Genomic DNA, 24081 nt, shown 5'->3' on the forward strand with positions numbered 1-24081 from the left:
TGACTGCGCTTTCGCAAGTCGCTTGACAGCGGTGAACCAGGTCACGTATATCTTAATCACCTGATTGAATTAATCAGTCGCTTAAGTCCCCTGATGTGGGTCTTCGCGGTCATTCGATGTCCCCGGCGCAACCTCGATCGCTGTCGGGCCGAACGAAGAATGTGGTGTCGCGCGTGGCATATCTCCCTACTCTCATCTCGGCGGTACGACGGCCTCCGCTGTGGATCCGCACCGCCCGCGCTGGCGCGGGAGATATTCGTGGCGTGCCAGCCGGAGGACTCGGGTACCACAACTCGATCGGCGAGAGGTGTGAACGAGGCACTGGAGAGATCCGCCTTTCGAGCGCTGTCGTTGCCCGTGCAGAGCTGAGGTGTATCGCGCAGGAAAATGAAAGTCGTTGTGTTGCAGTAATCGACCGCCGTGATCCTTGCGTTCTCGCTGATCCTCGTACCCGCGGTGGTGCCCGATGACGGGCACTGTCGCCGATACCGACCGCGAGGGTGTCGAGCGGCGTCCGGCGAAGCGCCCCAGGGTCGCGGTGGTGACCGGCGGAGCCTCGGGGATGGGGTTGTCGATCTGTGCGGCGTTCGCTGCCGGCGGATATCGGGTCGCGGTTCTCGATATCGATGATGGCGCCGCGCAGCGGGCTGCCGAACAGTTGCGTGCCAGCGGTGGCGCGGCGATCGCCTGTGCGGTCGATGTCACCGATCGCGAGGCGGTCGGTGCGGCGATGCGCAAGGTGCGCGCCGAATTCGGTGCGATCGAAATCCTGGTCACCAGTGCGGGGTTGGTCGGTTTCTCGCCGTTCACCGAGATTTCGCCCGAGGCATGGAACCGGGTCGTCGACGTGAATCTCAACGGCGTCTTCCACTGCGCGCAAGCCGTCATCCCGGATATGGTCGCCGCGGGGTGGGGCAGGATCGTGACCATTTCCTCGTCGAGTGCGCAACGCGGATCGCCAGGGATGGTGCACTACACCGCAGCCAAGGGTGCCGTGGTGGCGATGACCAAGGGCCTTGCGCGCGAGTACGCCGCGAGTGGGATCACTGTCAACACCATCCCGCCGTCGGGAATCGACACGCCCATGCAACGGCAGTCGCAGGCAGCCGGAAACCTGCCGGATAACTCCGTGATGGCAAAAGCAATCCCAGTCGGACATCTGGGCACCGGAGACGATATCGCCGCCGCCTGCCTGTTCTTGTGCTCCGACCAGGCCGGCTACATCACCGGCCAGATACTCGGCGTGAACGGCGGGTCGGTGATATGACCGAAGCCACGGCCCCGCGTCTGGTGCCGCTACCGGTGCACCAATGGGACGAACGCACGATCGCGATGCTGTGCGGGCATGTCGCAGCGGCGGACCGGTATCTGTCGGGCGAACCGGACGCGCCGCGGGTGCCCAATATTCTGGGGGTTTTCGCACATCACACCGAATTGGCTTCGGCGTGGCTGGCCTTCAACGGTCTGCTGCTCGAGCGTCCCGCGCTGGATCCGTTGGACCGCGAACTGGTGATCCTGCGTGTGGCGTGGCGCAGCGGGTCGGACTACGAGTGGAGCCAGCACGTTCGGATGGCCGCCGGTCTCGGTCTCAACGAGCACCAGATCGGGGCGGTGCGTCACGGCCCGGCCGCACCGGGGTGGTCACGCGTGCAACGGCTGCTGCTGACCACGACCGACGAGCTGTTGGAACGCCACTGCGTCACCGACCGCACCTGGACCGAGCTGGCGCGCCATTTCGATGAACGTCAGCTGATCGAATTGCTGTTCGTCGCCGGCTCGTACCTGTGCCTGGCGATGGTGTTCAACAGCGTTGCCCTGCAACCGGACCCGGAAATCGACCGGCCACGACCGTCCGAACTCCCGGAAATGGAGGAACAACCGTGAGCGAGCGTCAGCGAGGTGCAGTCGTGAGTGAACTCGTCAGCGAACCGGCGCCCCAGCGCCTTTGGCCCAAGCCTGCTGAAGGCAGTTGGACTCAGCACTATCCGGAGCTGGGGACCGGCATGATGTCGTTCGAGGACTCGGTCTCGCCCGAATTCTTCGAACTCGAGCGCGAGGCGATCTTCAAACGTGCCTGGCTCAACGTCGGCCGGATCGAGCAGTTGCCCCGTACCGGTAGCTATTTCACCAAGGAACTCGATGTCGCCCGCACGTCGATCATCGTCGTGCGTGACCGCGACGGGAGTATCCGTGCGCTGCACAATGTGTGCCGCCATCGCGGCAACAAACTCGTGTGGAACGAATTCCCCTGGGAAGAAACGTCGGGCACGTGTCGGCAGTTCACCTGTAAATATCACGGCTGGCGCTACGGACTCGACGGGTCGCTCGCCTTCGTGCAGCAGGAGGGTGAGTTCTTCGACCTGGACAAGAAGGATCTCGGGCTCGCCCCGGTGCATTGCGAGGTGTGGGCGGGGTTCATCTTCGTCAACCTCGATGCCGAACCGCGACAGACGCTGCGGGAATTCCTCGGCCCGATGATCACCGATCTGGATGGTTACCCGTTCGACAAGATGACCGAATGGTACGAATTCAAGGCGGACAATCAGAGTAACTGGAAACTGTTCGCCGACGCGTTCCAGGAGTACTACCACGTTCCCGGCCTGCACTCCCAGCAGGTGCCCAGTGCGGTGCGAACCCCGGGAAAGGGTTTCGAGTGCGCGCATTTCCAGGTCGACGGCCCGCACCGGATGGTGTCGACCGGCGGCGCGCGACGCTGGACGATGCCCGCGGAGTTCATGTATCCGATCGAGCGGGTCACGCGAAGCGGCCTGGTGGGGCCGTGGGAATCCCCCGATCTGGGTCCGATGCCGAAGGGATCGAATCCCGGCCGGATCGATCCGTGGGGTATCGACAACTTCCAGATCTTCCCCAATATCGAGATTCTCATCTACCGCGGCTGGTATCTGCTGTACCGGTATTGGCCGACCTCCTACAACAGCCACCGCTTCGAGGGCGTGCTCTGCTTCCAGCCTGCGCGCACGGTTCGCGAGCGGGTCGAGCACGAGGTCGCGTCGGTGGTGTTCAAGGAATTCGCGCTCCAGGACGCGGGCATGCTCACCGGCACGCAGACAGCTTTGGAATCGGCCTACCGGACCGTGGGCATTACGCATTTCCCCGTCAACGACCAGGAGATCCTGGTGCGCCATTTCCACAAGGCCGTCGCCGACTGGGTCGACGAATACCGCACCGAATTGGCGCAGGTGAGTGCGCGATGACAACCACACTGCTGCCACCGGCCTTCGCCGAGCTCGAGCCCTTCGCGCGAACCTGGTGTCTGCCAGTCGAATCCGAACGATACAAGCAGCGTCTGAACACGTCGATGGCCGAGATGCAGGCTTTCTACGACGCGTGTTTTCCCCGCGTGGACGACGCGATCACCTACTGCGACAAATTTCCGCTCGACGACCTGCCCGACGACGCGATCCAACTACTGCGGATGGTGTATTCGCTGGTGATGGTCGCGATGGCGATCGAGATCTTCAAGCAGCCCAAACCCGTTGACAGCGCAGACGCCGAACTCGAACGCGTCGGCGAACCCTTCCCCTGACTTGTTTCTCCAAATCGGCCACACCGCCGCGAGCGGGCAATGGCCGGAAGGAGCACACCATCATGACGATCACTATCGACGAACTCAGCCACGATGTCGGCGCCGAAGTCCATGGCGTCGATCCTCGGTCGTTACTCACCGACCCATCCCTGCCTGACGCAATCCTCAATATCCTGGAGCAGCACGGTGTCCTGGTATTCCGCGACCTGCACCTGGATCCCGAGACGCAGGTGGCGTTCTGCCGCAAACTGGGCGAGGTCGATACCTCACCCGGGCATCATCCGGTCGAGGGCATATACCGGGTCAGCCTCGACACGACAAAGAATTCCTCGGCGAGCTATCTGCGTGCGACCTTCGACTGGCATATCGACGGCTGCACTCCAGAGGACGATGCCTATCCACAGATGGCGACCATGCTCACCGCCAAGGCTGTCGCGGCCAGTGGCGGAGAAACCGAATTCGCCAGCACCTACAAGGCTTTCGACAATCTGAGTGCCGCGGAACAGAAGTTTCTCGCGCCGTTGCGGGTTGTGCATTCGCTCGAGGCGTCGCAACGGGGTGTGACCGCAGATCCGACACCGGAACAACTCGCCGTGTGGCGACGCCGACCGACCAAGCAACACCCGTTGATCTGGACCCACAAATCCGGACGTCGCTCACTGGTGCTGGGCGCCTCGACCGACCACGTCATAGGCTTGCCTCCGAGCGAGAGCCGCGCGTTGCTGGACGGTCTGCTGCGTCGCTGCACCGCACCCGAGCGCGTCTACCGGCACGAGTGGTCGGTCGGTGACACCGTGATCTGGGACAACCGGGGTGTCATCCACCGTGCGGCCCCATATCCTCCGGACTCACCGCGAGAGATGTTGCGCACCACCGTACTCGGTGAAGAACCGATCGAATAACACCGCCACCCAGCCCGTTTCAGGAGTGACCCATGCCTCGTTGGCCCAAGCCCGCCGAGGGCAGCTGGACGCAGCACTATCCCGAGCTCGGCATCGAACCGATGTCGTACGAGGACTCGATCTCGCCGGAGTTCTTCGAACTCGAACGTGAGGCGATCTTCAAACGCGCCTGGCTCAATGTCGGTCGCGTCGAACAACTTCCGCGCACCGGAAGCTACTTCACCAAGGAGATCCACGCCGCGTACACCTCGGTGATCATCGTGCGCGACCGTGACGGCGGTATCAACGCCTTCCACAACATCTGCCGCCACCGCGGCAACAAACTCGTATGGAACGAAATCCCGCGCGAGGAAACCTCCGGCACCTGTCGCCAGTTCACCTGCAAATACCACGGCTGGCGCTACGGACTCGACGGTGCACTGGCCTTCGTGCAGCAGGAAGAGGAGTTCTTCGACCTCGACAAGGCAAATCTGGGCCTAGCGAAGGTGCACTGCGAGGTCTGGTCCGGATTCATCTTCGTCAACCTCGCCGCCGAGCCGCGTCAGAGTTTGCGAGACTTCCTGGGTCCCATGGTGACCGGTCTGGAAGGCTACCCGTTCGATCGACTCACCGAGCGCTATTCGTACCGGTCCGAGGTCGGAGCGAACTGGAAGCTGTACATGGACGCTTTCCAGGAGTTCTATCACGCACCCGTTCTGCACGGAAAGCAGACTCCGGACAATTTCTCCGTCGCCGCGCAGCAGGCCGGGTTCGAGGCGCCGCACTACCAACTCGACGGACCGCACCGGCTCGTCAGCACCTCCGGCGTCGTCACCTGGGAACTCGATCCCACCATGCGTAAACCCATGGAGGACATCACCCGCAGCGGTCTGTTCGGGCCATGGGACGTCCCGGATCTGGGCCCGATGCCCGAAGGGCTCAATCCGGCGGGCTGCGACCCGTGGGGCCTGGACTCCTTCCAGTTGTGGCCGAACTTCTCCATTCTCATCTGGTCCGGCGGCTGGTATCTGACCTACCAGTACTGGCCGACCTCGTACAACACCCACATTTTCGAAGGCAACCTGTACTTCCCGCCCGCCCGCACCCCACGCGATCGGGTCGCGCACGAAATGGCTGCGGTCACCTTCAAAGAGTATGGGCTGCAAGACTCCTCGACGCTGGAGGCGACGCAGCTCATGCTCGAATCCCGCGCGGTCACCACATTCCAGCTCAACGATCAGGAGATCCTGTTGCGGCACCTGCACAAGGTCGCCGCCGACTGGGTCGGCGATTACGAACGCGAGTGCGCGGAGGCCCGGCGATGAGCGAAACACTGTTGCCCGGCGAATTCGCCGACCTGGAACCGTATGCGGCACTGTGGTGCCTGCCCACCGAAACCGAACGCTACAACCGCCGCCTGGACAGTTCGATGGAGGATATGCAGCGGTTCTACGACGCCATCACCCCGCGCGCCGAGGACGCGCTCGCCTACTGCGACAAATTCACGATCGACGATATACCCGAAGACGCCAAAAATCTGATGTACCTGCTGTATTCGATGATCCAGGTGTCTTTCCCCGTCGAAGTGTGGAGTCAGCCACGCATACCGGACACCGGGTCGGCATCGTTGACCTGCGTGATCGAGCCCGGCCTGTGAACGATCAGGTGATCGTGCTGCGGGCCGCGGCCTGGGTCGACGTCGAGACCGGGCAGCGGCACACCCCGGCGGTGATCGTCGTCGAGGGCAACCGCATCGCCGCGATCGACCCGCCCGAGCTGCCCACCGGTGCGCAGGTCATCGACATGGGTGAGCTCACGCTGCTGCCCGGGTTGATGGATATGGAGGTCAACCTGCTCATCGGCGGCCCGGACAACCCCTCGGGGCTGCCGAACCCGATGCACGGCGTGCAGGACGATCCGGTGTATCGCACCTTGCGGGCCACGGTGAACGCAGGCACCACCTTGCACGCCGGATTCACCACGGTTCGCAACCTCGGTCTGATGGTCAAGACCGGTGGCTACCTGCTCGATGTGGACCTCGGCCGCGCCATCGAACAGGGCTGGATCGCGGGGCCGCGCATCGTCGCCGCAGGACACGCGATCACCCCCACCGGAGGTCATCTCGACCCGACCATGTTCCAACGCCTCGCACCGCACATCATGCCGCTCAGTGTCGAGGAGGGTCGCGCCAACGGGGTTCCGCAGGTCCGCGAATCGGTCCGGTACCAGATCAAATACGGTGCGGAGGTCATCAAGATCTCCGCATCCGGCGGGGTGATGTCACACGGCACAGTGGCGGGGGCGCAGCAGTACTCGGATGAGGAACTGGTCGCGATCGTCGACGAAGCCCACCGTGCCGGGGTCCGGGTCGCCGCGCACGCACACGGTGATGCCGGAATTCGTGCCTGCATCCGCGCCGGAGTCGACTGCATCGAACACGGCTCACTTGCCACCGACGACACCATCGCCATGATGGTCGAACACGGTACGTTCCTCGTACCGACGAGCTACCTGTCCGAAGGCCTCGATGTCTCCAAAGCAGCACCGGCACTGCGGAAGAAAGCCGCCGAGGTCTTCCCCCGCGCTCGCGAAACCCTACGCAGGGCCATCCACGCCGGGGTCAAGATCGCCTGCGGCACGGACGCACCCGCTGTCCCGCACGGCGACAACGCCAAAGAACTGTGGGCGCTGGTCGACCGCGGCATGACACCGGCGCAGGCATTGCACGCGGCGACGGTCACCAGCGCCGAACTCATCGGCGTCGAGGACCGTGGGCGTCTGGCACCGGGGCTGCTGGCCGACATCATCGCGGTACCCGGCGACCCCACCGTCGACATCTCCGTCATCGAAGACGTGCGGTTCGTCATGAAGGACGGCCACATCCACAAGAACAGCTGAAACCACCCCCGACTTAGGAGGCCAACACATGGTCAAGGGAATCCTCTACGTCGAATCCCGGCCCAACTCCCCTGAAGACGCTGCGGCATTCCACCGTTGGTACGACGAGACCCACATGAAGGAAATGCTGGGACTCGATGGGATCGTCTCCGCTCGACGGTTCGCCCCCGTCACCGAGGGCGCGTTCGTAGCGGTCTACGAGATCGAAGCCGACGACATCGCGGCCGTGCAGGAACGACTTGCCGAGACCACTAAAGCAGGAGGGTTCTCGCCGCCCGTTGGTCTGTGTGTCGACCCGCCGCCGATTGTCCGCTTCTACCGCGACATCACCGCACCAACACTGTGAGTAGCCGAGACGATCCAGCACGAGGCATACGCATGGCCACACACGAGCATTTGTTCATCGGCGGGCGGTGGGTGACGCCGGCCACCGCCGACACGATTGAGGTGATCTCGCCGCATTCGGAGCGGGTGGTCGCCCGTGTTCCCGCCGCGACGGCGGCGGATGTCGATCGGGCGGTGTCCGCGGCCCGCACGGCCTTCGACGACGGCCCGTGGCCGCGCACCGATCCGAGCGAGCGGATCGCGCTGGTTCGGCGGCTGGCCGAGCGCTACACCACCCGTGAAGATGAACTCGCCCAGCTGATCACGACCGAAATGGGTGCGCCGATCACCTTCGCGCGATCGGCGCACGCCCGGCTTCCCGGCGTCATGATGCGCGCGTTCGCGGATATCGCCGAGAACTATCCGCGGCAGCAGACGCGATCCGGATTCCTCGGTGGCGATGTCCTCGTCGTCCACGAACCCGTCGGTGTGGTGGCCGCGATCATTCCCTGGAATATGCCGATGTTCCTCATCGTCGCCAAGTTGATCCCCGCCCTGCTCGCGGGCTGCACGATCGTGCTCAAACCCTCGCCGGAGACACCGCTGGACGCCTACCTCATGGCCGAATTACTCGACGAACTCGGCCTGCCACCGGGTGTCGTCAGCATTCTGCCCGGCGACCAGGACACCGGCCGCCACCTCGTCGCGCATCCGGGTGTGGACAAGGTGTCCTTCACCGGCTCCACCGCCGCCGGACGACAGGTGGCCGAAACATGCGGGGCCGCGCTGCGCAGGGTCAGCCTCGAACTCGGCGGCAAATCCGCCGCCGTGGTACTCGACGACGCCGATCCCGACGATGTCGCCGAAGGCATGCTCGTCGCCGGACTGATGAACAGCGGCCAGGCCTGCGTGGCCCAGACCCGGGTACTGCTGCCACGGCACCGCAGCTCCGAATTTCTCGACGCCCTGGTCGACAAGGTCGAAAACCTCACTGTCGGTGACCCTTTCGATCCGGCGACCCGGGTGGGTCCGATGGTCTCGCAACGGCAGCAACACCGTGTGCGCGGCTATATCGAAAACGCACAGCGCCAGGGCGCGCGCCTGCTCACCGGCGGCACCGCGCTGCCGGATACGGTCGATCGCGGCTGGTATATCCGGCCGACCGTCTTCGCCGATGTCGACAGTTCGATGCGGATCGCCAGGGAGGAAGTCTTCGGACCGGTGCTGAGTGTGCTGACCTACACCGACGACGACCACGCCGTGGAGATCGCCGATGCCACCGAGTACGGGCTGTCCGGCTCCGTGTGGACCGCCGATATCGATCGCGGTTCGGCCGTCGCCCTGCGCATCCGTTCCGGCACCCTTGGCATCAACCAGCCCTACGCCATGGACCCTGCCGCGCCCTTCGGCGGTGTGAAGAACAGTGGCATCGGTCGCGAATTCGGGCCGGAGGGTATCGGCGCCTACCTCGATACGAAGTCCATTTCCGTGCGGGCCTGAACCGCAGACTGAAGCCTGTTACGAGCGAGAGGCGATCCGACCAACCCGGCGGATCAGCCACTGGCTTGTTGTTCTACCCAGCCAACTTCGATCTGTCCTTGCCCCTGGCCGCGTGGATGCCAACGAGCGACTACCGGCCACCTCGAACGTGATGATCGAGTAGGAGGGCCAGCGGTCGATCCGCCCACGAACGCTGGTCGAAACTCGTTGGCTGACGGACTAGACCCCCGGGGCCAGCACAACCAAAACCCGTGGTTCAGCAGCGGTTTCGAAAAATCTCGCGGACAGCGATGATTCCTGCGACGGTGCTCCGTCCTACTTGTTGAACGCGCTACCAACCCGGCGCGACCGACCAGAAGGACCAGAAATGACCACCGCCAACCCTTCCGCCGACCTCACCAGCGACGTCACCGACCGTCCCGGCAAGATCGGCAACCGCGTCCTGTGGACCCTGCAGATCCTGCTCGGTCTGTTCTTCATCATCGCCTCCGGCGGGCCGAAGCTCGTTATGCCGAACGCTTTGATGGACAACGCCCCCGAGAATCTGACCATCCCCCTCGGGCTGCTCATCTTCATCGGAGTTGCGGAGGTCGCGGGCGGTATCGGCCTGATGGTGCCCAGACTCAGTGCCCTGGCTGCCGCGGGTCTGTCGGTTCTCACCGTGCTCGCCGCCGGGACGCAGGCGTTCATCGCCGACAAGCCGTTGATGGGGATTTTCCCACTGGTGCTCGCCGCGATCTTCGCCTGGATCGCCTACGAGCGCCGCGCCACGATCACCGACCTGCGCAACTCGCTCTCGCGATGACAGATCCACACCTACGACCGGCGATCGGTGGCCGACCCACCGATCGCCGGTCGTGCGTTCTCGCCATCGATCGCCCGTCGGGTTGGCGGCGATCGATCCAGCTGCCATCTGGTCCGCGCGGCGGTGCCGGTCGCACATGAACGCGTGCGGTTGACGGGGCGTTAGTCGGCCACGTAGCGCAACATCACCACTTTGTTGAAGTGGTTCGTCTCGGCCAGCCGGAGCTGGATTCGCTTGTCCAGCAATGGGAACAGCGGCGTGCCGCCGCCGACGAGCACCGGATAGAGGAACAGCCAGTACTCGTCGATGAGCCCGTGTGGCATCAGCGAGGCCGCGAGGCTCGCGCCACCGACCTCCATCACGCCATCGCCTCCGGCCTTGAGCCTGCGGACCTCCTCGACCGCGTTCTCACTGACCAGGGTGCTGTTCCAGTGGACCTCGGTGAGCGTCCGGGAGAAGACGACCTTGGGCTTGTCGGTCCAGAGCCGACCGAACTCGCGCTCGATGCGCGGCGCGTCCTCGGGTACGTGCGGCCAGTACTCGGCCATCAGCTCATAGAGGCGGCGGCCGTGCAGCGAGATCTCGATGTCGCGGTAGCGATCGTTGTGGAACTGGTGCAGCTCTTCGTCTGGGTTGGTCCAGTCGATGCTGCCGTCGCGGTCGTTGACGTAGCCGTCCAGGGACACGCCGAACGAGTAGAGAAGTTTCCTCATGACTGGGTAGACCTCCCGGACGCGGAGAACTCATCGGACTCGCATAGCATCCACCGGATCCGGTGGTGATGACGCCGGGGTGCTTCTACACCGCCGACGTCCAAGCCTCGACGATCCCCGAGGGCACCGTCTGCGTCGACGGCACCACCCAGCCGACCCACTTCCGCATCACTTTGCCGTCTGCTGAGAGTCCGCGATCCCGGTGAGGATGCGGCGCAACCCGTACGAGAACTGTTCGGCCGGGCTCAGGTCGGCGGATTCGGTCATGCGCGAAACCCGGGGATATGCGCCGCTTTCGATGACCTTGCGCATGTAGGGGGCGACGGCGGCGCGCCACTCGTCCTCGGTCTGACCGGTGCGCCGCTGGGTCTCTTTCTCGGCGAGCTCGCGCATGACCGCGCCGCGCACGTAGTCCCTGATCAGCCCGACGGCCGAGGCCGCGTCGGCGATGTCGGAGGTCAGCGGGGCGGCTGCGGTGAGGGCGTGTTCCAGGCCGCGTAGCCAGTTGGGGCCGAGTGATGGCCGGGTGGCCAGCAGCGGGGCGAGCCAGGTGTGCCGTAGCCACAGCTCGCGCTCGTGGTGGGCGTACGCCTCGAGGTCGGCGCGCCAGTCTCCCGTCAGCGGCACGTGGTCGTCCTGTACCGCGTCGGCCATGAGGTCGAGTAGGTCGTCGCGGCTGTCCACGTAGCGGTAGAGCGAGGTCGTGCCGGTCGACAGCTCGGCGGCGACGCGGCGCATCGACAGCGCGTCGAGCCCCTCGGCGTCGGCGATGGCGATGGACGCGTCCACAATGCGCTCCACACTCAGGGCCTGTCTATTCGACCGGTACGGCTCACGCTCCCAGATAAGTGACATGGACAGGAGTCTACCGAACTGGATACAGTGTGCCCATGAACGGGCACACTGTATCCACTGATGTTTTGATCGCCGGCGGCGGATCCGTCGGGCTGATGCTCGCGGTGCTGCTGCGCCACCACGGCGTCAAGCCCCTCGTCGTCGAGGAGAAACCGGAGCCCTCGCCCCACCCCAGGGCCACCGGCATTGGGTCGCGGTCGGTGGAGATCCTGCGCGAGGTCGGCCTGGATCAAGCGGTCAACGAGGCCGCGGTCGACTTGCGGGCCGGGAAGATCAGAGGGCGCACGTTCGCAGAAGCCGACTTCACCGAAAGCGACGAGTGGAAGACGAAAACCGCGGCCGAGCTCACCTACACACCGGCCCGGATCCGCGGCACCTGCGCACAGAACCGGCTCGACCGCGTGCTGCTCACCAAGGCCGGCGACGTGGAGTTCGGCGTGGCACTCGACTCGTTCGAGCAGGACTCCGACGGCGTCACGGCGACCCTGTCCGACGGGCGTGTCGTGCGGGCGCGCTATCTGGTGGCGGCCGACGGGGTGCGCAGCCGGGTTCGGCAGGTCCTCGGCATCGGCCTCACCGGTCCCGGTGTGCTCGGTCAGGAGACGACGAGTGTTCTGTTCGGTGCTGATCTGCGTCCGCGCAAGCCGTTCGCCATGTGCAATATCGAGCATCCGGACGCGACCGGCCTGCTGGTGACCGTCGACGGCGAACGCGAGTGGGTGTTCCTCACCCGCCTCGACACGGAGCCGACTCCCGACCTCATCCGCACCGCGCTCGGTGACCCGTCGATCGAGGTGGAGATCCGCAGTGTGCTGCGGTTCCGGGGGCGCGGCCAGGTGGCCGATCGGCTCTCCGCCGGGCGGGTCTTCCTGGTGGGCGACGCGGCGCACGCCATCCCTCCACTGGGCGCGTTCGGGCTGAACGCCGGCATCGCGGACGCACACAATCTGGCGTGGAAGCTCGCGCATGTACTGCGCGGTGAAGCTGGACCCGAGCTGCTGGAGACGTATCACGCCGAACGCCATCCGGTGGCCCTCATGACGATGGAGCAGGCGCGCCTGCGGTTCAACGATCCATCACTGCACTGGGGCAAGGACATGGCAGAGGCGCGCAAGGCAGCGGGGGCGATCAACGCGCCGGTGGTGCACATGGGCTACCGGTACAGCGGCGCGGAGCTCCCCTCCACCGAGGACGTCGCGCTCGACCTCGACGGATCACCGGGATCCCGCCTGCCGCACATGTGGGTGGCCGACGGAGTGTCCACGCTAGATCTCGTCGGATCCCAGTGGTGCGTACTCACGGCCGATCCCGGCGCGGAGGCCGACGTTCCGGTGCACCTCGTGGATGGCTGGCCGTACGGGACGGTGCTGGTCCGCCCGGACGGTTTCGTGAGCCGTTCATACGGCTAGGGCACCCTGTATCCGGCGGGCCGGTGCGCGCCGGTTGAACTCCGACAACTCTTCGTCGATCACGTCACGGCGGTTGTCGAGTTGCTGATCGATTCAACGGGCGGCGTCGACCGCTGAACTGATCGACGCCGCTCAGTGCGACGAGCGAAATGCGCCGTGGTGTTGACGCGCCGCGCATGGGTGGGTCGCACTGCGCCGGGCGGCTTACGGGCCAGAGCTCCTGGCGATGAGGTGGCTGCATCGCTATACGCCATCGCCGGGTTAATTGCTTAGCACAAGTAACCTATGTATAGTTGTGTAGTACAAGCAACTAATCTCGTGCTGGGAGTGGGCATGGCAGTGTCACCCGATGCGGCTCAGAGCCTGATAAAGGAGCTCTACTTCATGGGCCGGGCGATCCGCGCTGTCCTGTCGCACCCCGAAGAAGGGCAGCTGCTTCCGGGCGGCGTCGGTCTGCTGGGCTGCCTCGAGGTCAGGGGGCGGTGCCGACAGGTTGATCTAGCTGTGGACTTGTGCATCAGCCCTTCGACACTGAGCAGGCAGGTCGCCGAGCTGGTGAGCTCCGGCGATATCGCCCGCGATGCCGATCCCAGCGACGGCCGGGCCACTCTCATCCAGATCACCGACCAGGGACGCGATCTGCTGCGGCGCATCCGGGTGTCGCGGGCGCGGGGATTACAGGCTGCGCTCGCCGATTGGAGCGAGGACGAAGCCGAACAGGCCGCGATGGTTGTTCAGAAACTCAGGAATTCACTGGCCGCGGTTGCCCACCACACGACGGTGGGTGAGTGCGAGCCGGTTTCGACAGAGAGTCAGGAAGTGGATGTCTAATTCAGTCGATGCGGGGACGCGGCGCGATCCGCACGCGATGACCCATCGTCAGGTCCTGGAAGCCCTGACCGGGTTGCTGGCGGCGCTGTTCACGGCGCTGCTCAGCACCACGATCGTCTCTACCGCGCTGCCTACCATTATTGGCGATCTGCAGGGATCGCAGACCGCATACGCCTGGGTCATCACCACGGCGCTGCTGGCCAACGCCGCCTCCACCCCGATCTGGGGCAAGTTCGCCGATCTGTTCAATAAGAAGCTGCTGGTCCAATCGGCCATCGTCATCTTCGTCGCCGGCTCGATCATCGCCGGACTCGCCCATAACGTGCCGGTGCTGTTGGTCGCGCGCGTCGTCCAAGGCATCGGCATGGGCGGGTTGACCGCCTTGGTCGTGGCGATCATCGGTTCGATCGTCGCACCGCGCGAACGCGGTCGGTATTCGGGCTACATGGGCGCGGTAATGGCGGTGTCGATGTCGGGTGGGCCCATCCTCGGGGGTGTCATCGTCGACAGCCCGCTCGGTTGGCGCTGGTGCTTCTACGTGTGCGTGCCCATCGCGGTGGTCGCGCTGATGCTGCTGCAGCGGACGCTGCGGCTGCCCACCGAGCGCAAGGCGGACGTGTCGATCGACTGGCTCGGTGCGGCGCTGCTGACCGCCGGTGTTTCGGTGCTGTTGATCTGGGTGTCGTTCGCCGGGAAGGCGAACTACTACGCCTGGCTCTCCACGGAATCGGCGCTCTACGTCGGTGCGGGTGTGCTGCTGTTGATCGCGACCGTGTGGGTCGAGTCCCGCGCCAAGTCGCCGATCATCCCGCTGCCCATCGTCACCGAACGCACCACGGGTTTGGCGATCATCGCCTCGATCGCCGTCGGTGTCGGCATGTTCGGTGCGACTACCTTCCTGGGTCAGTACTTCCAGACCGCGCGCGGCTACTCGCCGACCGTGGCGGGTGTTCTGACCATCCCGCTGGTGGCGGGCATGCTGACCGCGTCGGTCGGCTCCGGCCAGCTGATCACCCGGTTCGGCAAGTGGAAGGGCTTCGTGGTCAGCGGCGGTGCGCTGCTAGTGGTCGGGTTCGGGCTGCTGTCCACGATCGACCACGCGACCAACCTGTGGCTGGTCGGCATCTACATCGCCGTTGTCGGGCTGGGCGTCGGCATGATGATGCAGAACCTGGTGCTGGCCGTGCAGAACACCGTGAGCGTGCACAATATCGGTGCGGCATCCAGCAGCGTCGCCTTCTTCCGCACCTTCGGCGGCGCGATCGGCGTCTCGGTTCTGGGCTCGGTGCTGGCAACCCAGGTCAGCGATCTGTCCAAGCAAGGGTTTGCCAAGCTCGGTATTCAGACCACGTCCTCGGGTAGCGGCAATCTCGATCTCGATGCCCTCCCCGGACCCATCGCCACCATCGTGCGCGCTTCCTACGGCGACGCGACCGGACGGATCTTCCTGATCGCCGCCGCGGCGACGGTCGTCGCCCTCATCGCGACCGCGTTCCTGCCGAACCGCCCGCTGCGCCGCACGGTCGACATCGATCCGGGCCTCGACCCGACCACGAAAGAGTCTGCGTCGCAGGACAATACGACCGCCGCGGACGACATGGCGGCACTGGATGCCGAACTGACCGCATTCGCGGAGTCGGGCTGGGACGAAAACCAACTCTGGGAGGGCGCCGAGCGGGTGTTGTCCGAGCCTGAACCGGTGCCGGCAGCGTCGGTCAATGGGCATGGGGCGGTAGAACAGAACGGCCGTGTGTACCGGGTCGTCGCGTCGTCGCAGACTGGTCTGACGACGGACGGGTTGTCCGGGTCGGACTCCGGTGGTGCGGCGTTGGGTGGTCGTGTCCATCGTGAGGACGGTCGTCCGGTGCCGGGCGCGGTGTTGACCTTGATCGACCAGGGTGGCCGTCAGCTCGCGCGGGCGAGCAGTGCCGCTGATGGTGGTTATGCGATCACCGCGCCCCAGACGGGTGGCTATGTGTTGATCGTGTCGGCGATGGGCCACCAGCCGACCGCGGTCACTGTGTCGGTCGGTCAGCGGCCCCAGCGCCTGGATGTGACCTTGGTGGGTTCGGGTGAGTTGTCGGGTGTGGTCCGTACCGCCGGACACGGTGTGCCGTTATCGGGTGCGACCGTCACATTGACCGACGTGCACGGTGAAGTGGTCGGAGCGGCTGTCACCGGCGACGACGGCACCTACGTGTGCCACGGTGTGGTGTCGGGTGTGTATACCTTGGTCGCGGTCGCGGAGCATATGCGTCCCATTGCGACCACATTGACGGTGCCCGACAGTGGTGTGCTGCGTCATGACATCGAGTTGGCTGCGATGGCGGTGCTTGCCGGGTCCGCGTTGGCCGACGGCGGCCGGGCGGTGCCGGATGTGCTGGTCAGTGTGCTCGACGCGGCGGGGGAGGTGACCGCGACGGCACGCACCGACGAGAACGGCCGCTATGTCGTGACCGATCTGCGCGAGGGGCAGTACACCGTGGTTGCCCGTGGTTATCCGCCGGTGACCGGGCAGGTCACTGTGTCGGGTGGCGAGGTCGCCTATGACGTGCGACTCGGTTACGAGCCTGGAGGTCGTTGATGAGTGGGTTGACCGGTCGTGTTTGCACCGTTCAGGGGTGGCCGGTGCCGGATGCGGTGTTGACGGTGACGGATATGCGGGGCCGCCAGCTCGCCCGTGCGGTTGCCGACGCGACCGGGGCGGTGGGTACCGAAGTGTTGCCTGCGGGTGTGCTTACCGCGGTACTCACTGCTGTCGGGTTCGAGCCGGTGGCGCGGACCGTGCAGATCTCCTCGGTGGGGACGGGTGTGCTCGGTGAGGTGGTTTTGGTGCCGGTCGAGGGGGCGGTGGCGTCGCCGCCGCCGGGACCGTGGACGATCGATCCGGTGCATTCGACGGTGATCGCCACTGTGCGTCATCTGGGTATCGCGAGTATCAAGGCCCGCTTCGCGGAGGTGAGTGGGCGGCTCGATATCGCCGAGCCGTTCGAGCGGTCCACCGGGCACGCGGAGATCAAGGCCGCGGGTATCGATACCGGTAACACGATGCGTGACAATCACCTGCGCTCACCGGAGTTCCTGGATGTCGACACTTATCCGACGATCATTTTCACTGGAAGCGGGTTGCGTCGTACCAGTGGTGACACGTGGGTGATGCCGGGTGAGCTGACCCTGCACGGGCAGTGTCGCGCGGTCGATCTCGACGTGACCTATGGCGGGTTCGGACCGGACCCGTGGGGTGGTGTGCGTGCCGCGTTCCACGCCGAAACACTATTGCACCGCAACGATTTCGCGATCGATTACAACGCGGTCGTGCGCGCGGGAGTAGCCGCGGTCGGCACCAGCGTCAAACTTGACCTCGACATCGAAGTCGTCCAAGGCGACCAGCTACCCGCAATGTAGGCGCGCCGGGATTGAGCTCGGCGCGCGATGCTACTTCGCGGGTAGGGCTGCGGCCGCCGAGGAGTCGGCCCGGTCGGCCGCGAGTGCCCCGGCCAGCGCCCAGGTGCGGTGCTGATCGTCCGGACCGGCCAGCTCCGTGGTGGTCAGCACGACCTCGGTGGCGCCTGCGTCGTAGTAGCGCTGGATTCCGGCGGCGATGGTTTCCTCGTCGCCGATGAGCGCCAGTTCCGCTGCCCGTGAGGCGCCTTCGAGTTCGATGACCCGGCGATAGGACGGCACCTGCTCGTAGAACGCCAGCTGTTGCACCCGTCTGCGTGCACGCCTGTTCCCGAACGGCTAGATGAAATCAGCTTGATCACAAGGGTTTCGCAGTCTGGGACTCTGTGGGCCCTTCCTCTGGTAAGGGGTTCGGGTGTCATTCGCTGGTCTGGTCGGCGGCGAAGCGGGCGGCGATCTCGGCGGCGGTCACCTTGGCCAGCTCGACGAGGACCGCATCGCGGTCCTGTTCGACGAATCCGGTAACCGACCCGTGGGACGCCTATCGAGGTCTAGGAGACGGCTTGACTGACCGCGTTCGGGCCGTTGTAAGTCCGGTCGGGTATCGCCTCGAGCGCATCGAGGATTTCCTTGTCCGCACCATTGTTCTTGGCGGCAGACAAGATTCCGCCACGATCGCACGGATAATCGACCCCGGCCAAATACTTCTGCACCTGAATGGGACTGACCTGGCTCATCTTTGCTCTTCTCCGATGATCCGAGACAGCGGACATCGGGGCACTACCACCCACTGGGTAGCCCAAACCCCTTGATCGATCCTTTCGTATGGCTGGTCACGAGCCCCGGGGTAGTCGTCCGCAGCTCGAGGTCTTCGGACTTCGGAGAAACCTGAATCAGCAGCGTGCCGCCATGACGCCGGATTCCACATCGAGGCGGCCGGGACACTCGCTGAGCCCCGGTGGGGGTGAATACTCGGAGTATGACCGAGCGTAGTGAAGTGTCACAGGTGGAGAAGGATCTCGTCGAGCGGGTGGTCGGGGTCGGGGATCCGCTGAAGGTGGGCAGGTTTCGGTACTGGTTCGGTACTCGGCGGTGGGAGTGGTCGGCGGAGGTCGCGCAGATGCACGGCCACCCCGCCGATATCGAGCCGACCACCACATTGTTGCTGTCGCACAAGCATCCCGAGGACCGCGACCGCGTCGAGGCGCTGATCGTCTCGGTCGAGGACGGGGGTGCATTTACCAGTCGTCACCGCATCATCGACACGTCCGGGCGAGTGCGTGAGGTGCTGGTGCTGTCCGAGCCCATGGTCGACGAGGACGGTGCTGTGACCGGGACTCAGGGTTACTACATCGACCTGTCGGACGCCGTGGACGATTACCGGCAAGAAGTTCTCGATGACGTCCTACCTCAGCTGGTCGACGCTCGGGCGGTCATCGAACAGGCCAAAGGCGCCTTGATGCTCGCCTACGGCATCAGCGCAGAACAAGCGTTCCAGGTGCTGCGTTGGCGCTCGCAGGAAACCAACATCAAGCTGCGCACGGTCGCGCAACGAGTGGTCGCCGAGTTGTCGAACATGGGCGGAAACGACGTCAAACTGCGGTCCCGGCTCGACCATGTGCTGCTGACCTTGCACAATGGCATCGACCCCGACGCAGTCGGGTGAGTTCAGTGGATGTGTGTCGGCGGCGCGAGGTCAGGCGGAAGGTGCAACGCCGCCGCGGCGCCCAGATCGGCGGGTGAGCTGTTGTGCGTGTCGACGATGGCAGCCGCATGCACGGTCGGAGTGACCTGGTGAGCGCGCGCCAGCCGCAGCAGCCGCGCCCGCGCGTTGTCGAGATCCAGGTCGAAGTACTCGGCGAGGATACCGATCGCGGTCGCGATCACCGTCGATCCGTGCAGTACCGCTTCCACCGTTTCATCGGTCGCGGCGAGTCTGCCGTTGAGCCTGCCCATCGACAAGGCGATCGCGGTGAGGTCGGCCAGGACCTGTCCGAAATCGTTGGGCCGCTGCACTCCCCATGGCTCATCGGCGTGTACCACTACCGACCCCAACGGCACCGTCAACGCCGTTACCGGAAACGCCCGCACCGAGCGCAGCCCTGATTTCCTCGCCCGGACGCGGTAGGACGGCCATCGCGAATCGAGGCCTTCCGCAGCTTCGAGGTCTGCGATCATGGCCACCACACCATCACGAGCACTCGACATACCTGGACCGGTGACATGCAGGCGGGGATCGGCGATGGTGCCCTCGCGCATCGCCTCGGCCACGATCCGAATCCCCGGCTCGGGCGCCTGACGTCGATCCAGAAGGATCACCACCGCCGATACCGCCTCGAAGCACTCCTGGGCGTGACGAGCCACCGAATGCAACAACGTCGGCACATCGAAATCAGTAGTCAGGGCTGCGGTCAGCTCCGCGACCGCCAACCGGGTCTGCACGGTGTCCATCGCCCCTACCCTTCGCCGCTATCACGCTGGTCGCGCAAAGAAAGCCTGCGCGCCACGATATCGGCGGCCACATCGCTGATCGCTCTGCCTTCGGCGTAGCAGTACGCGCGCAAGCGGGCCAATCCCTGGTCCGTCGGAACCGCCAGCTGCACCGCGACCATTCCCACAGCGTTGAACACCACCGCCCGCGAGAATTCATCGTCCACGCCGTCGATGCCGCCTTGCGCTACCACAGCATCCACGACTTCGTCGACGCCACCGAGGGCGTCGACGCGCCGATCCCAGTCGGCGCGCAGCGCACGCCCTACCGCTACCGCGCACGCGTCGCCGGAATCCCGCTCGACCCCGCCCAGCCCGCCCGGCAGGCCGCGATACAACTCCAGAACCCCTACCGACTTGCGCACGCCGGGAACCGGAAACGCGAAGACGGCACGCACTCCCAATGCCAGCACCTCGCCGGTGAACGCCGGCCAACGCCTGAGGGCGTCGGTACTGGTCAGGTCCGGCCAGATTTGGCGCTGATCACTGCGATATGCCTCGACGCAGGGCCCTTCGCCCACTACGAATTGGAGTTCGTCGACCTGTTGTGCAATGGCGTCGGTGGCATACACCAACTCCCTCGCCTGCGAATTACCGCCCAGAACCGCGACAGCGGCACCATCGGCTCCGGTCAACCGCACCGCCGCCGAGCAGACCGCGCTGATCCCACTGAACGACGACCGACCAGCACTCTGGGCACCGGCACGATGAGCGGTCTCGTGCGGGTCTCCGGGCCGGGCGCCGGACGTATTTTCCACGGTGCCCTCCATTCGCTGCGCGAACTACGTTACGCCCACCCATCCGAATTGCACCCGAGGCGCCCGGTGCGTGGCGATCGCCCATCTCGGCCCGTGGCGTGTTGCCGCAATGGCGCTGAGGCCGCGGTGGGCGAGCCGACTCAGCTATTCGACAATGGCCGACTCCGGGTGGTCGTTCGCTGGCCCCGGAGGACGAATGCCGCACCTCGGCCTACCGGCCGGCGCCGTCGGCGTCAGTGCTGGACGGGTTCGGTGCCGAGCAGGTCGTCGTAGTCAGCGGGCAATTGCGCTGCAATATGGTCGAATTCATGTGGCATCGCCACCTTCAGCGCGGCCATGACGGCACGAGAATCCCTGCGGGCTTGCTGCTCGGTGCGTTCTGCGCCTTCAGCGGCTGCTACCCGTCGATAGAATTCGTCGATCGCGAAGCGCTCGCCCGCGCCGGTCCGCGGCAAGGCTTCGGCGAAGGTCTTCGGTAGCTGCGATGCGAGGTCTTTGGTCTCACCGCCGGTGATGCGCTGACCCAGGACCTGCAGGGTAGCCCGGATCGCCCGAGCGCCCTCGTCGACACTATCGATCTGCGCAGTGCCGCGAACCGCGGATACCAACTGGTCTTCGTTCATGATTCCTCCCGTTCCGAATCGGATGCGTACAGATTTCGAACAGAGGCCCCCACGTCCACGGTGCGTCTGCGGTCGCCCTCGCGGTACACCGGTCGGGGCCATTGCGTCGGTGCGCTTCATTCCTGGCTCCCATGCCAGGCTGGTGACGTTTGCCCAGAGGGAGTCGATCTCCAAGTCCGGAGTTCCCTTCCGGTGTACAGCGAACGGCGACGACAGGGCTGCTTGCTGGTTCCGCCGATGCGGCATCCCGGAGATCGAGCCGAATCGTAGCGAATACATGGCTATCGCTTTGGTTCGTGTCAGCCGACGTGGCCCCGAACTGACCGAATGGTGGGCAAGATGGAAGTGGTGGGTGAAGCCCGGGAGATGTTCCCTGGCTTCACCACTTCGATGCGGCCGTGTCGGCCGCGTCGGGCTTCGGGGGACCCGCTCTGTGTCTCGGAGTTCACATCGGGTCGAACCTATTGTAGGTGTGCCGTGAGTTAGCGGCGGCGCTTTCAGGTGCGCGCAATTTCAGCACCGCTGACGGCTGCGGCAGGTTGATCCGGCTCGCCGGGCCTCACCGGGCGTTGTCGATGCCCCGCCTCTGCCACAAGCAACCCACCAAGCCGGTCCGCCCGGCGTCATCGTTTCAGACGCTGGTTTTCGGGTGTGTGCCATCGGAGTCGGTTCATCGGCTCTGGTCCTGCTGGGTTAGGACGAAACCGCCTTGGCCGTCCGAGTCCTGCCCGGTGTCGAGGATCTTGTCGTCAAGGAAAGCAGCGGCCTGCTCGTCCAGGAAGACCCGTGCTCCTTGGGCGGTCACGACCTGATCTTGTTCGTCCGGACCCGCGGTGATTGCCATCTGCAGGGTCTCGGCGCCGTCGGTCGTGGAGATTCGCAGCCCGGCATCGGTGGGCGCGTCTCCGGCGGAGGTGATAGTACGAACGGCCTCGATCGCGGTGGGGGTAAGCATCAACATCCGTCTGGTTCCTTCCGCTGTCGTGAAGCACCTTCTTGGATGGGTGGAGGTCCTGGCCGAGATGCCCCTTCCAGCGTTCCTCATAGTTCGAGATAGGGACTCTCAGGGGATTCGTGGAGCGAACGTCCCCTGTAATAGTCGCAGATCGCGTGGTGCCCCACTCACCGATTCAACCTGGGACCGCTCCTGCGCGGGGCTGCTGGCCTTGCGCTCAGCAAATCCTGCCGGAAATGATCACCACCTGCGAGGTTGCGCTTCTGGCTGACCATCCGGCCCGGTTGAGCGTTCAGGTCTCGAGGGCTTCGCTGGGATCTGGCCGGGTCGCGAATCGGGTGATGGCCACGAGTCCGGGCTGGTAGCCGTGCGTGGTGTCCACGGTCAGCGTGGGCAGTTCACCGACGGCAGGGTCGAATACTGCTTCGGATGTGCTGTCGGTGTCGACCGACCCCAGGAGCTCGTCGCTTCGGGCGCGCCGGTTCGGGTTGGTTTCTATACGCTGTTTGATCCGCTCCCGGATGATCGAAGTCGGTGCCGTGCAGCGCAATACGCGAACCTCGGCGACCTCCATGATCGCCTCGAGACGGGGGTGCCACAGCTCGCCCGGCAGCGCCGCCTCGGCCACGGCGGTGACTCCAGCTTGCGCTAAGACGGTGATGATGTCGAAGAAAGTGGTCAATGCGGGCCGTTCGAAGGCTGGTCCGAGGCCTGCGGTCCGGGTTGGTGAGTCGGCAAGGGCCATCCCCTGGGTGACTTCGTCGTGGATGATCGCCGGGCAGCCGAGCTCGCGTGCGAGGCTGTGCGCCAGGGTCGTTTTCCCGGTACCCGGTCGACCGGTCACTACGGTCAGGACTGGCGAGGCCATACCCCCATTGTCCGCCTGGCGCCTGCTGCCGCACCGCGCAAGTAAGGCACGAAGGGCGCGCCATCAGTAGATCACCGCGCTGACTGCGGGTGATCATGAGGACGACCGGCTGCTCGTTCACCAGCGCACCCAGAGCCTGATCTGCCGATCGGGCGGCGGTGCCGCCGTTGGGTGATCAGTCCGTGCCGATGGTCAAGTGGCTCCTCGCCGTCGAATTCGTCGACGACATCAGCGATATCGACATGAAGGCGGATACCGCGAAGACCAGCTCTACTACGTCTTGTCGGCCTAGTCGTCGCGGAATTGGTCGGCCCGGTGGTGCAGACGCTGGGAGAAGCTCTCGGTCCACGCAGCGGTTTCGCTGTCGTCGTCCTGCGAGGAGGCCCGCGGTGGGCCGTCACGGGGTACTCGCAGCGGCCGCGCCGCGCGGGGCTGAAGCGCGACCAATCGTGCGCTGCGGGCGAGGTAGTCGGGCACGCTCATGCCCGCGCACACGGCCGCATCACACAACTCGGCCCACTCGGTCTCTTCCACGCTCACCGTTACGGTGACCTCCCTGGTGGCCATACACGCACACAGTAGACCCCGCGCTCCCGATACGGGTTCATCTCGGAACTCCTGTCTCCTGACCACAGCTGGACCGCTGGTGGTTCGAACGACAGCGACACGGCGGTGACCGCCCTGGCGAAGCGCGACAGTGGTTTGCGATTCGGTGCGGTGGGTCGGTGATAGCCGCGGTTCCCAGAGCGAGCCGCGGTTTGTGATCCAGCACCGTGCGGCGAGTACCGATCACTACGATGTCCGGTTCGAGATCGAGGGACAAGCGTTTCGACGACCCCGATGGATGCTGATGCCATCGGGCCGCTTGTCTCCTAGCCAGGAGTGTATGGCTCAACGTCCAAGACGTACCCGAGGTCTCTGATCTGGTCGGCGACCTCGTCTGAGCAGGAAATAACGACGCGGTCGGCGCCTTTGAGTTGGACGACTTCGGCGTCGGTGGTTTCCAGCCGGTCGAAGAACTGCTCCCGAACCCCGTGCGGAGTTGCGCTGTCGCCGAGGATGAGTGGATCGAGCCGGACCAGGTAGGTGCGGCGATGCGCTGGCACAGCGCTCTCCCTTCATTGGGTGCATGTGCAGTTGTCGGGGTCAGGTGCCGGGCGTCGGCACCATCGGATCGTGGCGCTCCTCGCGGAAGCGCGCGCCGATGCGATTGGCCGGGACG

At 65.1% G+C, this 24081-nt stretch carries 27 protein-coding genes and 1 pseudogene; 17 read left to right on the forward strand and 11 right to left on the reverse strand.

Going from position 1 to position 24081, the window contains the following annotated elements; translation table 11 throughout:
* Positions 1–466 precede the first annotated feature (466 nt).
* The 11 genes from ACQP2U_RS14105 to ACQP2U_RS14155 all read left to right on the forward strand — a co-directional run bounded on the left by ACQP2U_RS14105 (position 467) and on the right by ACQP2U_RS14155 (position 9955).
* Entirely contained in the window at positions 467–1267 is an 801-nt protein-coding gene (locus ACQP2U_RS14105) for an SDR family NAD(P)-dependent oxidoreductase (RefSeq protein WP_433715050.1), read from the forward strand.
* Positions 1264–1884 (forward strand): carboxymuconolactone decarboxylase family protein, encoded by a 621-nt coding sequence (locus ACQP2U_RS14110; RefSeq protein WP_433715051.1) that lies wholly within the window; start codon positions 1264–1266, stop codon positions 1882–1884. The genes ACQP2U_RS14105 and ACQP2U_RS14110 overlap by 4 nt, the downstream gene beginning before the upstream one ends.
* Before the next feature lie 23 nt (positions 1885–1907).
* Complete coding sequence (locus ACQP2U_RS14115) at positions 1908–3215, forward strand: aromatic ring-hydroxylating oxygenase subunit alpha (protein ID WP_433715052.1); 1308 nt, start codon at positions 1908–1910, stop codon at positions 3213–3215.
* Entirely contained in the window at positions 3212–3547 is a 336-nt protein-coding gene (locus ACQP2U_RS14120; protein ID WP_433715053.1) for a hypothetical protein, read from the forward strand. Before ACQP2U_RS14115 ends, ACQP2U_RS14120 begins: the two co-directional genes overlap by 4 nt.
* A gap of 59 nt (positions 3548–3606) precedes the next feature.
* Entirely contained in the window at positions 3607–4449 is an 843-nt protein-coding gene (locus ACQP2U_RS14125) for a TauD/TfdA dioxygenase family protein (RefSeq protein ID WP_433716465.1), read from the forward strand.
* A gap of 32 nt (positions 4450–4481) precedes the next feature.
* Positions 4482–5753, forward strand: a complete 1272-nt coding sequence (locus ACQP2U_RS14130) for an aromatic ring-hydroxylating oxygenase subunit alpha (RefSeq protein WP_433715054.1) — start codon at positions 4482–4484, stop codon at positions 5751–5753.
* A complete protein-coding gene (locus tag ACQP2U_RS14135) occupies positions 5750–6085 on the forward strand; it encodes a hypothetical protein (protein ID WP_433715055.1) in 336 nt (111 codons plus the stop codon). The genes ACQP2U_RS14130 and ACQP2U_RS14135 overlap by 4 nt, the downstream gene beginning before the upstream one ends.
* A complete protein-coding gene (locus tag ACQP2U_RS14140) occupies positions 6082–7326 on the forward strand; it encodes an amidohydrolase family protein (RefSeq protein ID WP_433715056.1) in 1245 nt (414 codons plus the stop codon). The genes ACQP2U_RS14135 and ACQP2U_RS14140 overlap by 4 nt, the downstream gene beginning before the upstream one ends.
* A gap of 28 nt (positions 7327–7354) precedes the next feature.
* The gene (locus ACQP2U_RS14145) at positions 7355–7672 is read left to right on the forward strand and encodes a hypothetical protein (RefSeq protein WP_433715057.1); all 318 of its coding nucleotides are present in this window, start codon (positions 7355–7357) and stop codon (positions 7670–7672) included.
* Between the two features lie 32 nt (positions 7673–7704).
* The gene (locus tag ACQP2U_RS14150) at positions 7705–9150 is read left to right on the forward strand and encodes an aldehyde dehydrogenase (protein ID WP_433715058.1); all 1446 of its coding nucleotides are present in this window, start codon (positions 7705–7707) and stop codon (positions 9148–9150) included.
* Between the two features lie 367 nt (positions 9151–9517).
* Positions 9518–9955: a DoxX family protein gene (locus ACQP2U_RS14155; protein WP_433715059.1), complete on the forward strand. Its 438-nt coding sequence runs from the start codon at positions 9518–9520 to the stop codon at positions 9953–9955.
* Positions 9956–10116: 161 nt separating this feature from the next.
* Here the strand turns inward: ACQP2U_RS14155 and ACQP2U_RS14160 are convergent, their stop codons facing one another.
* Together ACQP2U_RS14160 and ACQP2U_RS14165 are read right to left on the reverse strand one after the other, a co-directional pair.
* On the reverse strand, positions 10117–10668 hold the full coding sequence (locus ACQP2U_RS14160; RefSeq protein ID WP_433715060.1) for a dihydrofolate reductase family protein: 552 nt from the start codon (positions 10666–10668) through the stop codon (positions 10117–10119).
* A 168-nt stretch (positions 10669–10836) separates the two neighbouring features.
* On the reverse strand, positions 10837–11523 hold the full coding sequence (locus tag ACQP2U_RS14165) for a TetR/AcrR family transcriptional regulator (RefSeq protein ID WP_433715061.1): 687 nt from the start codon (positions 11521–11523) through the stop codon (positions 10837–10839).
* 35 nt (positions 11524–11558) lie between these two features.
* Here ACQP2U_RS14165 and ACQP2U_RS14170 point away from each other — a divergent pair, with 35 nt between their 5' ends.
* From ACQP2U_RS14170 to ACQP2U_RS14190, 5 genes and pseudogenes are all read left to right on the forward strand, one after another.
* Positions 11559–12932 (forward strand): FAD-dependent monooxygenase, encoded by a 1374-nt coding sequence (locus tag ACQP2U_RS14170; RefSeq protein ID WP_433715062.1) that lies wholly within the window; start codon positions 11559–11561, stop codon positions 12930–12932.
* 333 nt (positions 12933–13265) lie between these two features.
* Positions 13266–13763 (forward strand): MarR family winged helix-turn-helix transcriptional regulator, encoded by a 498-nt coding sequence (locus ACQP2U_RS14175; RefSeq protein WP_433715063.1) that lies wholly within the window; start codon positions 13266–13268, stop codon positions 13761–13763.
* A gap of 37 nt (positions 13764–13800) precedes the next feature.
* Positions 13801–15312: pseudogene (locus ACQP2U_RS14180) on the forward strand (MDR family MFS transporter); the annotation flags it as partial.
* Between the two features lie 48 nt (positions 15313–15360).
* Positions 15361–16347, forward strand: coding sequence for an MSCRAMM family protein (locus ACQP2U_RS14185; RefSeq protein WP_433716466.1), 987 nt, complete (start codon positions 15361–15363; stop codon positions 16345–16347).
* Positions 16347–17168, forward strand: coding sequence for a YceI family protein (locus ACQP2U_RS14190; protein ID WP_433715064.1), 822 nt, complete (start codon positions 16347–16349; stop codon positions 17166–17168). Before ACQP2U_RS14185 ends, ACQP2U_RS14190 begins: the two co-directional genes overlap by 1 nt.
* Before the next feature lie 30 nt (positions 17169–17198).
* Here the strand turns inward: ACQP2U_RS14190 and ACQP2U_RS14195 are convergent, their stop codons facing one another.
* Positions 17199–17474: a hypothetical protein gene (locus tag ACQP2U_RS14195; protein ID WP_433715065.1), complete on the reverse strand. Its 276-nt coding sequence runs from the start codon at positions 17472–17474 to the stop codon at positions 17199–17201.
* A 242-nt stretch (positions 17475–17716) separates the two neighbouring features.
* Positions 17717–17902: a DUF2795 domain-containing protein gene (locus ACQP2U_RS14200; protein WP_397034546.1), complete on the reverse strand. Its 186-nt coding sequence runs from the start codon at positions 17900–17902 to the stop codon at positions 17717–17719.
* A gap of 242 nt (positions 17903–18144) precedes the next feature.
* Here ACQP2U_RS14200 and ACQP2U_RS14205 point away from each other — a divergent pair, with 242 nt between their 5' ends.
* Complete coding sequence (locus tag ACQP2U_RS14205; RefSeq protein ID WP_433715066.1) at positions 18145–18831, forward strand: PAS and ANTAR domain-containing protein; 687 nt, start codon at positions 18145–18147, stop codon at positions 18829–18831.
* Between the two features lie 2 nt (positions 18832–18833).
* Here the strand turns inward: ACQP2U_RS14205 and ACQP2U_RS14210 are convergent, their stop codons facing one another.
* From ACQP2U_RS14210 to ACQP2U_RS14240, 7 genes are all read right to left on the reverse strand, one after another.
* Positions 18834–19616 carry a hypothetical protein gene (locus ACQP2U_RS14210; protein ID WP_433715067.1) on the reverse strand — a complete coding sequence of 261 codons (783 nt, stop codon included), beginning with the start codon at positions 19614–19616 and terminating at the stop codon, positions 18834–18836.
* A 5-nt stretch (positions 19617–19621) separates the two neighbouring features.
* Positions 19622–20413: a GAF domain-containing protein gene (locus ACQP2U_RS14215; protein ID WP_433715068.1), complete on the reverse strand. Its 792-nt coding sequence runs from the start codon at positions 20411–20413 to the stop codon at positions 19622–19624.
* 233 nt (positions 20414–20646) lie between these two features.
* A complete protein-coding gene (locus tag ACQP2U_RS14220) occupies positions 20647–21036 on the reverse strand; it encodes a DUF2267 domain-containing protein (protein ID WP_397034543.1) in 390 nt (129 codons plus the stop codon).
* A 670-nt stretch (positions 21037–21706) separates the two neighbouring features.
* On the reverse strand, positions 21707–21997 hold the full coding sequence (locus tag ACQP2U_RS14225) for a hypothetical protein (RefSeq protein WP_433715069.1): 291 nt from the start codon (positions 21995–21997) through the stop codon (positions 21707–21709).
* A 286-nt stretch (positions 21998–22283) separates the two neighbouring features.
* On the reverse strand, positions 22284–22859 hold the full coding sequence (locus tag ACQP2U_RS14230) for an AAA family ATPase (RefSeq protein WP_433715070.1): 576 nt from the start codon (positions 22857–22859) through the stop codon (positions 22284–22286).
* 288 nt (positions 22860–23147) lie between these two features.
* The gene (locus ACQP2U_RS14235) at positions 23148–23426 is read right to left on the reverse strand and encodes a hypothetical protein (protein ID WP_433715071.1); all 279 of its coding nucleotides are present in this window, start codon (positions 23424–23426) and stop codon (positions 23148–23150) included.
* A gap of 305 nt (positions 23427–23731) precedes the next feature.
* Positions 23732–23965 (reverse strand): hypothetical protein, encoded by a 234-nt coding sequence (locus tag ACQP2U_RS14240; protein ID WP_433715072.1) that lies wholly within the window; start codon positions 23963–23965, stop codon positions 23732–23734.
* Between the last annotated feature and the right edge of the window lie 116 nt (positions 23966–24081).

Origin of the sequence: Nocardia sp. CA-084685, assembly GCF_050955785.1 — a bacterium.
Taxonomy (GTDB): domain Bacteria; phylum Actinomycetota; class Actinomycetes; order Mycobacteriales; family Mycobacteriaceae; genus Nocardia.

Coding starts and splice junctions, on each gene's coding strand:
- ACQP2U_RS14185 (WP_433716466.1), top strand. CDS start 15,361: ATGGCGGCACTGGATGCCGAACTGACCGCATTCGCGGAGTCGGGCTGG.
- ACQP2U_RS14105 (WP_433715050.1), top strand. CDS start 467: ATGACGGGCACTGTCGCCGATACCGACCGCGAGGGTGTCGAGCGGCGT.
- ACQP2U_RS14230 (WP_433715070.1), bottom strand. CDS start 22,859: ATGGCCTCGCCAGTCCTGACCGTAGTGACCGGTCGACCGGGTACCGGG.
- ACQP2U_RS14220 (WP_397034543.1), bottom strand. CDS start 21,036: ATGAACGAAGACCAGTTGGTATCCGCGGTTCGCGGCACTGCGCAGATC.
- ACQP2U_RS14155 (WP_433715059.1), top strand. CDS start 9,518: ATGACCACCGCCAACCCTTCCGCCGACCTCACCAGCGACGTCACCGAC.
- ACQP2U_RS14205 (WP_433715066.1), top strand. CDS start 18,145: ATGACCGAGCGTAGTGAAGTGTCACAGGTGGAGAAGGATCTCGTCGAG.
- ACQP2U_RS14130 (WP_433715054.1), top strand. CDS start 4,482: ATGCCTCGTTGGCCCAAGCCCGCCGAGGGCAGCTGGACGCAGCACTAT.
- ACQP2U_RS14190 (WP_433715064.1), top strand. CDS start 16,347: ATGAGTGGGTTGACCGGTCGTGTTTGCACCGTTCAGGGGTGGCCGGTG.
- ACQP2U_RS14235 (WP_433715071.1), bottom strand. CDS start 23,426: ATGGCCACCAGGGAGGTCACCGTAACGGTGAGCGTGGAAGAGACCGAG.
- ACQP2U_RS14150 (WP_433715058.1), top strand. CDS start 7,705: ATGGCCACACACGAGCATTTGTTCATCGGCGGGCGGTGGGTGACGCCG.
- ACQP2U_RS14210 (WP_433715067.1), bottom strand. CDS start 19,616: ATGGACACCGTGCAGACCCGGTTGGCGGTCGCGGAGCTGACCGCAGCC.
- ACQP2U_RS14165 (WP_433715061.1), bottom strand. CDS start 11,523: ATGTCACTTATCTGGGAGCGTGAGCCGTACCGGTCGAATAGACAGGCC.
- ACQP2U_RS14120 (WP_433715053.1), top strand. CDS start 3,212: ATGACAACCACACTGCTGCCACCGGCCTTCGCCGAGCTCGAGCCCTTC.
- ACQP2U_RS14170 (WP_433715062.1), top strand. CDS start 11,559: ATGAACGGGCACACTGTATCCACTGATGTTTTGATCGCCGGCGGCGGA.
- ACQP2U_RS14160 (WP_433715060.1), bottom strand. CDS start 10,668: ATGAGGAAACTTCTCTACTCGTTCGGCGTGTCCCTGGACGGCTACGTC.
- ACQP2U_RS14110 (WP_433715051.1), top strand. CDS start 1,264: ATGACCGAAGCCACGGCCCCGCGTCTGGTGCCGCTACCGGTGCACCAA.
- ACQP2U_RS14145 (WP_433715057.1), top strand. CDS start 7,355: ATGGTCAAGGGAATCCTCTACGTCGAATCCCGGCCCAACTCCCCTGAA.
- ACQP2U_RS14135 (WP_433715055.1), top strand. CDS start 5,750: ATGAGCGAAACACTGTTGCCCGGCGAATTCGCCGACCTGGAACCGTAT.
- ACQP2U_RS14200 (WP_397034546.1), bottom strand. CDS start 17,902: ATGAGCCAGGTCAGTCCCATTCAGGTGCAGAAGTATTTGGCCGGGGTC.
- ACQP2U_RS14225 (WP_433715069.1), bottom strand. CDS start 21,997: ATGTTGATGCTTACCCCCACCGCGATCGAGGCCGTTCGTACTATCACC.
- ACQP2U_RS14175 (WP_433715063.1), top strand. CDS start 13,266: ATGGCAGTGTCACCCGATGCGGCTCAGAGCCTGATAAAGGAGCTCTAC.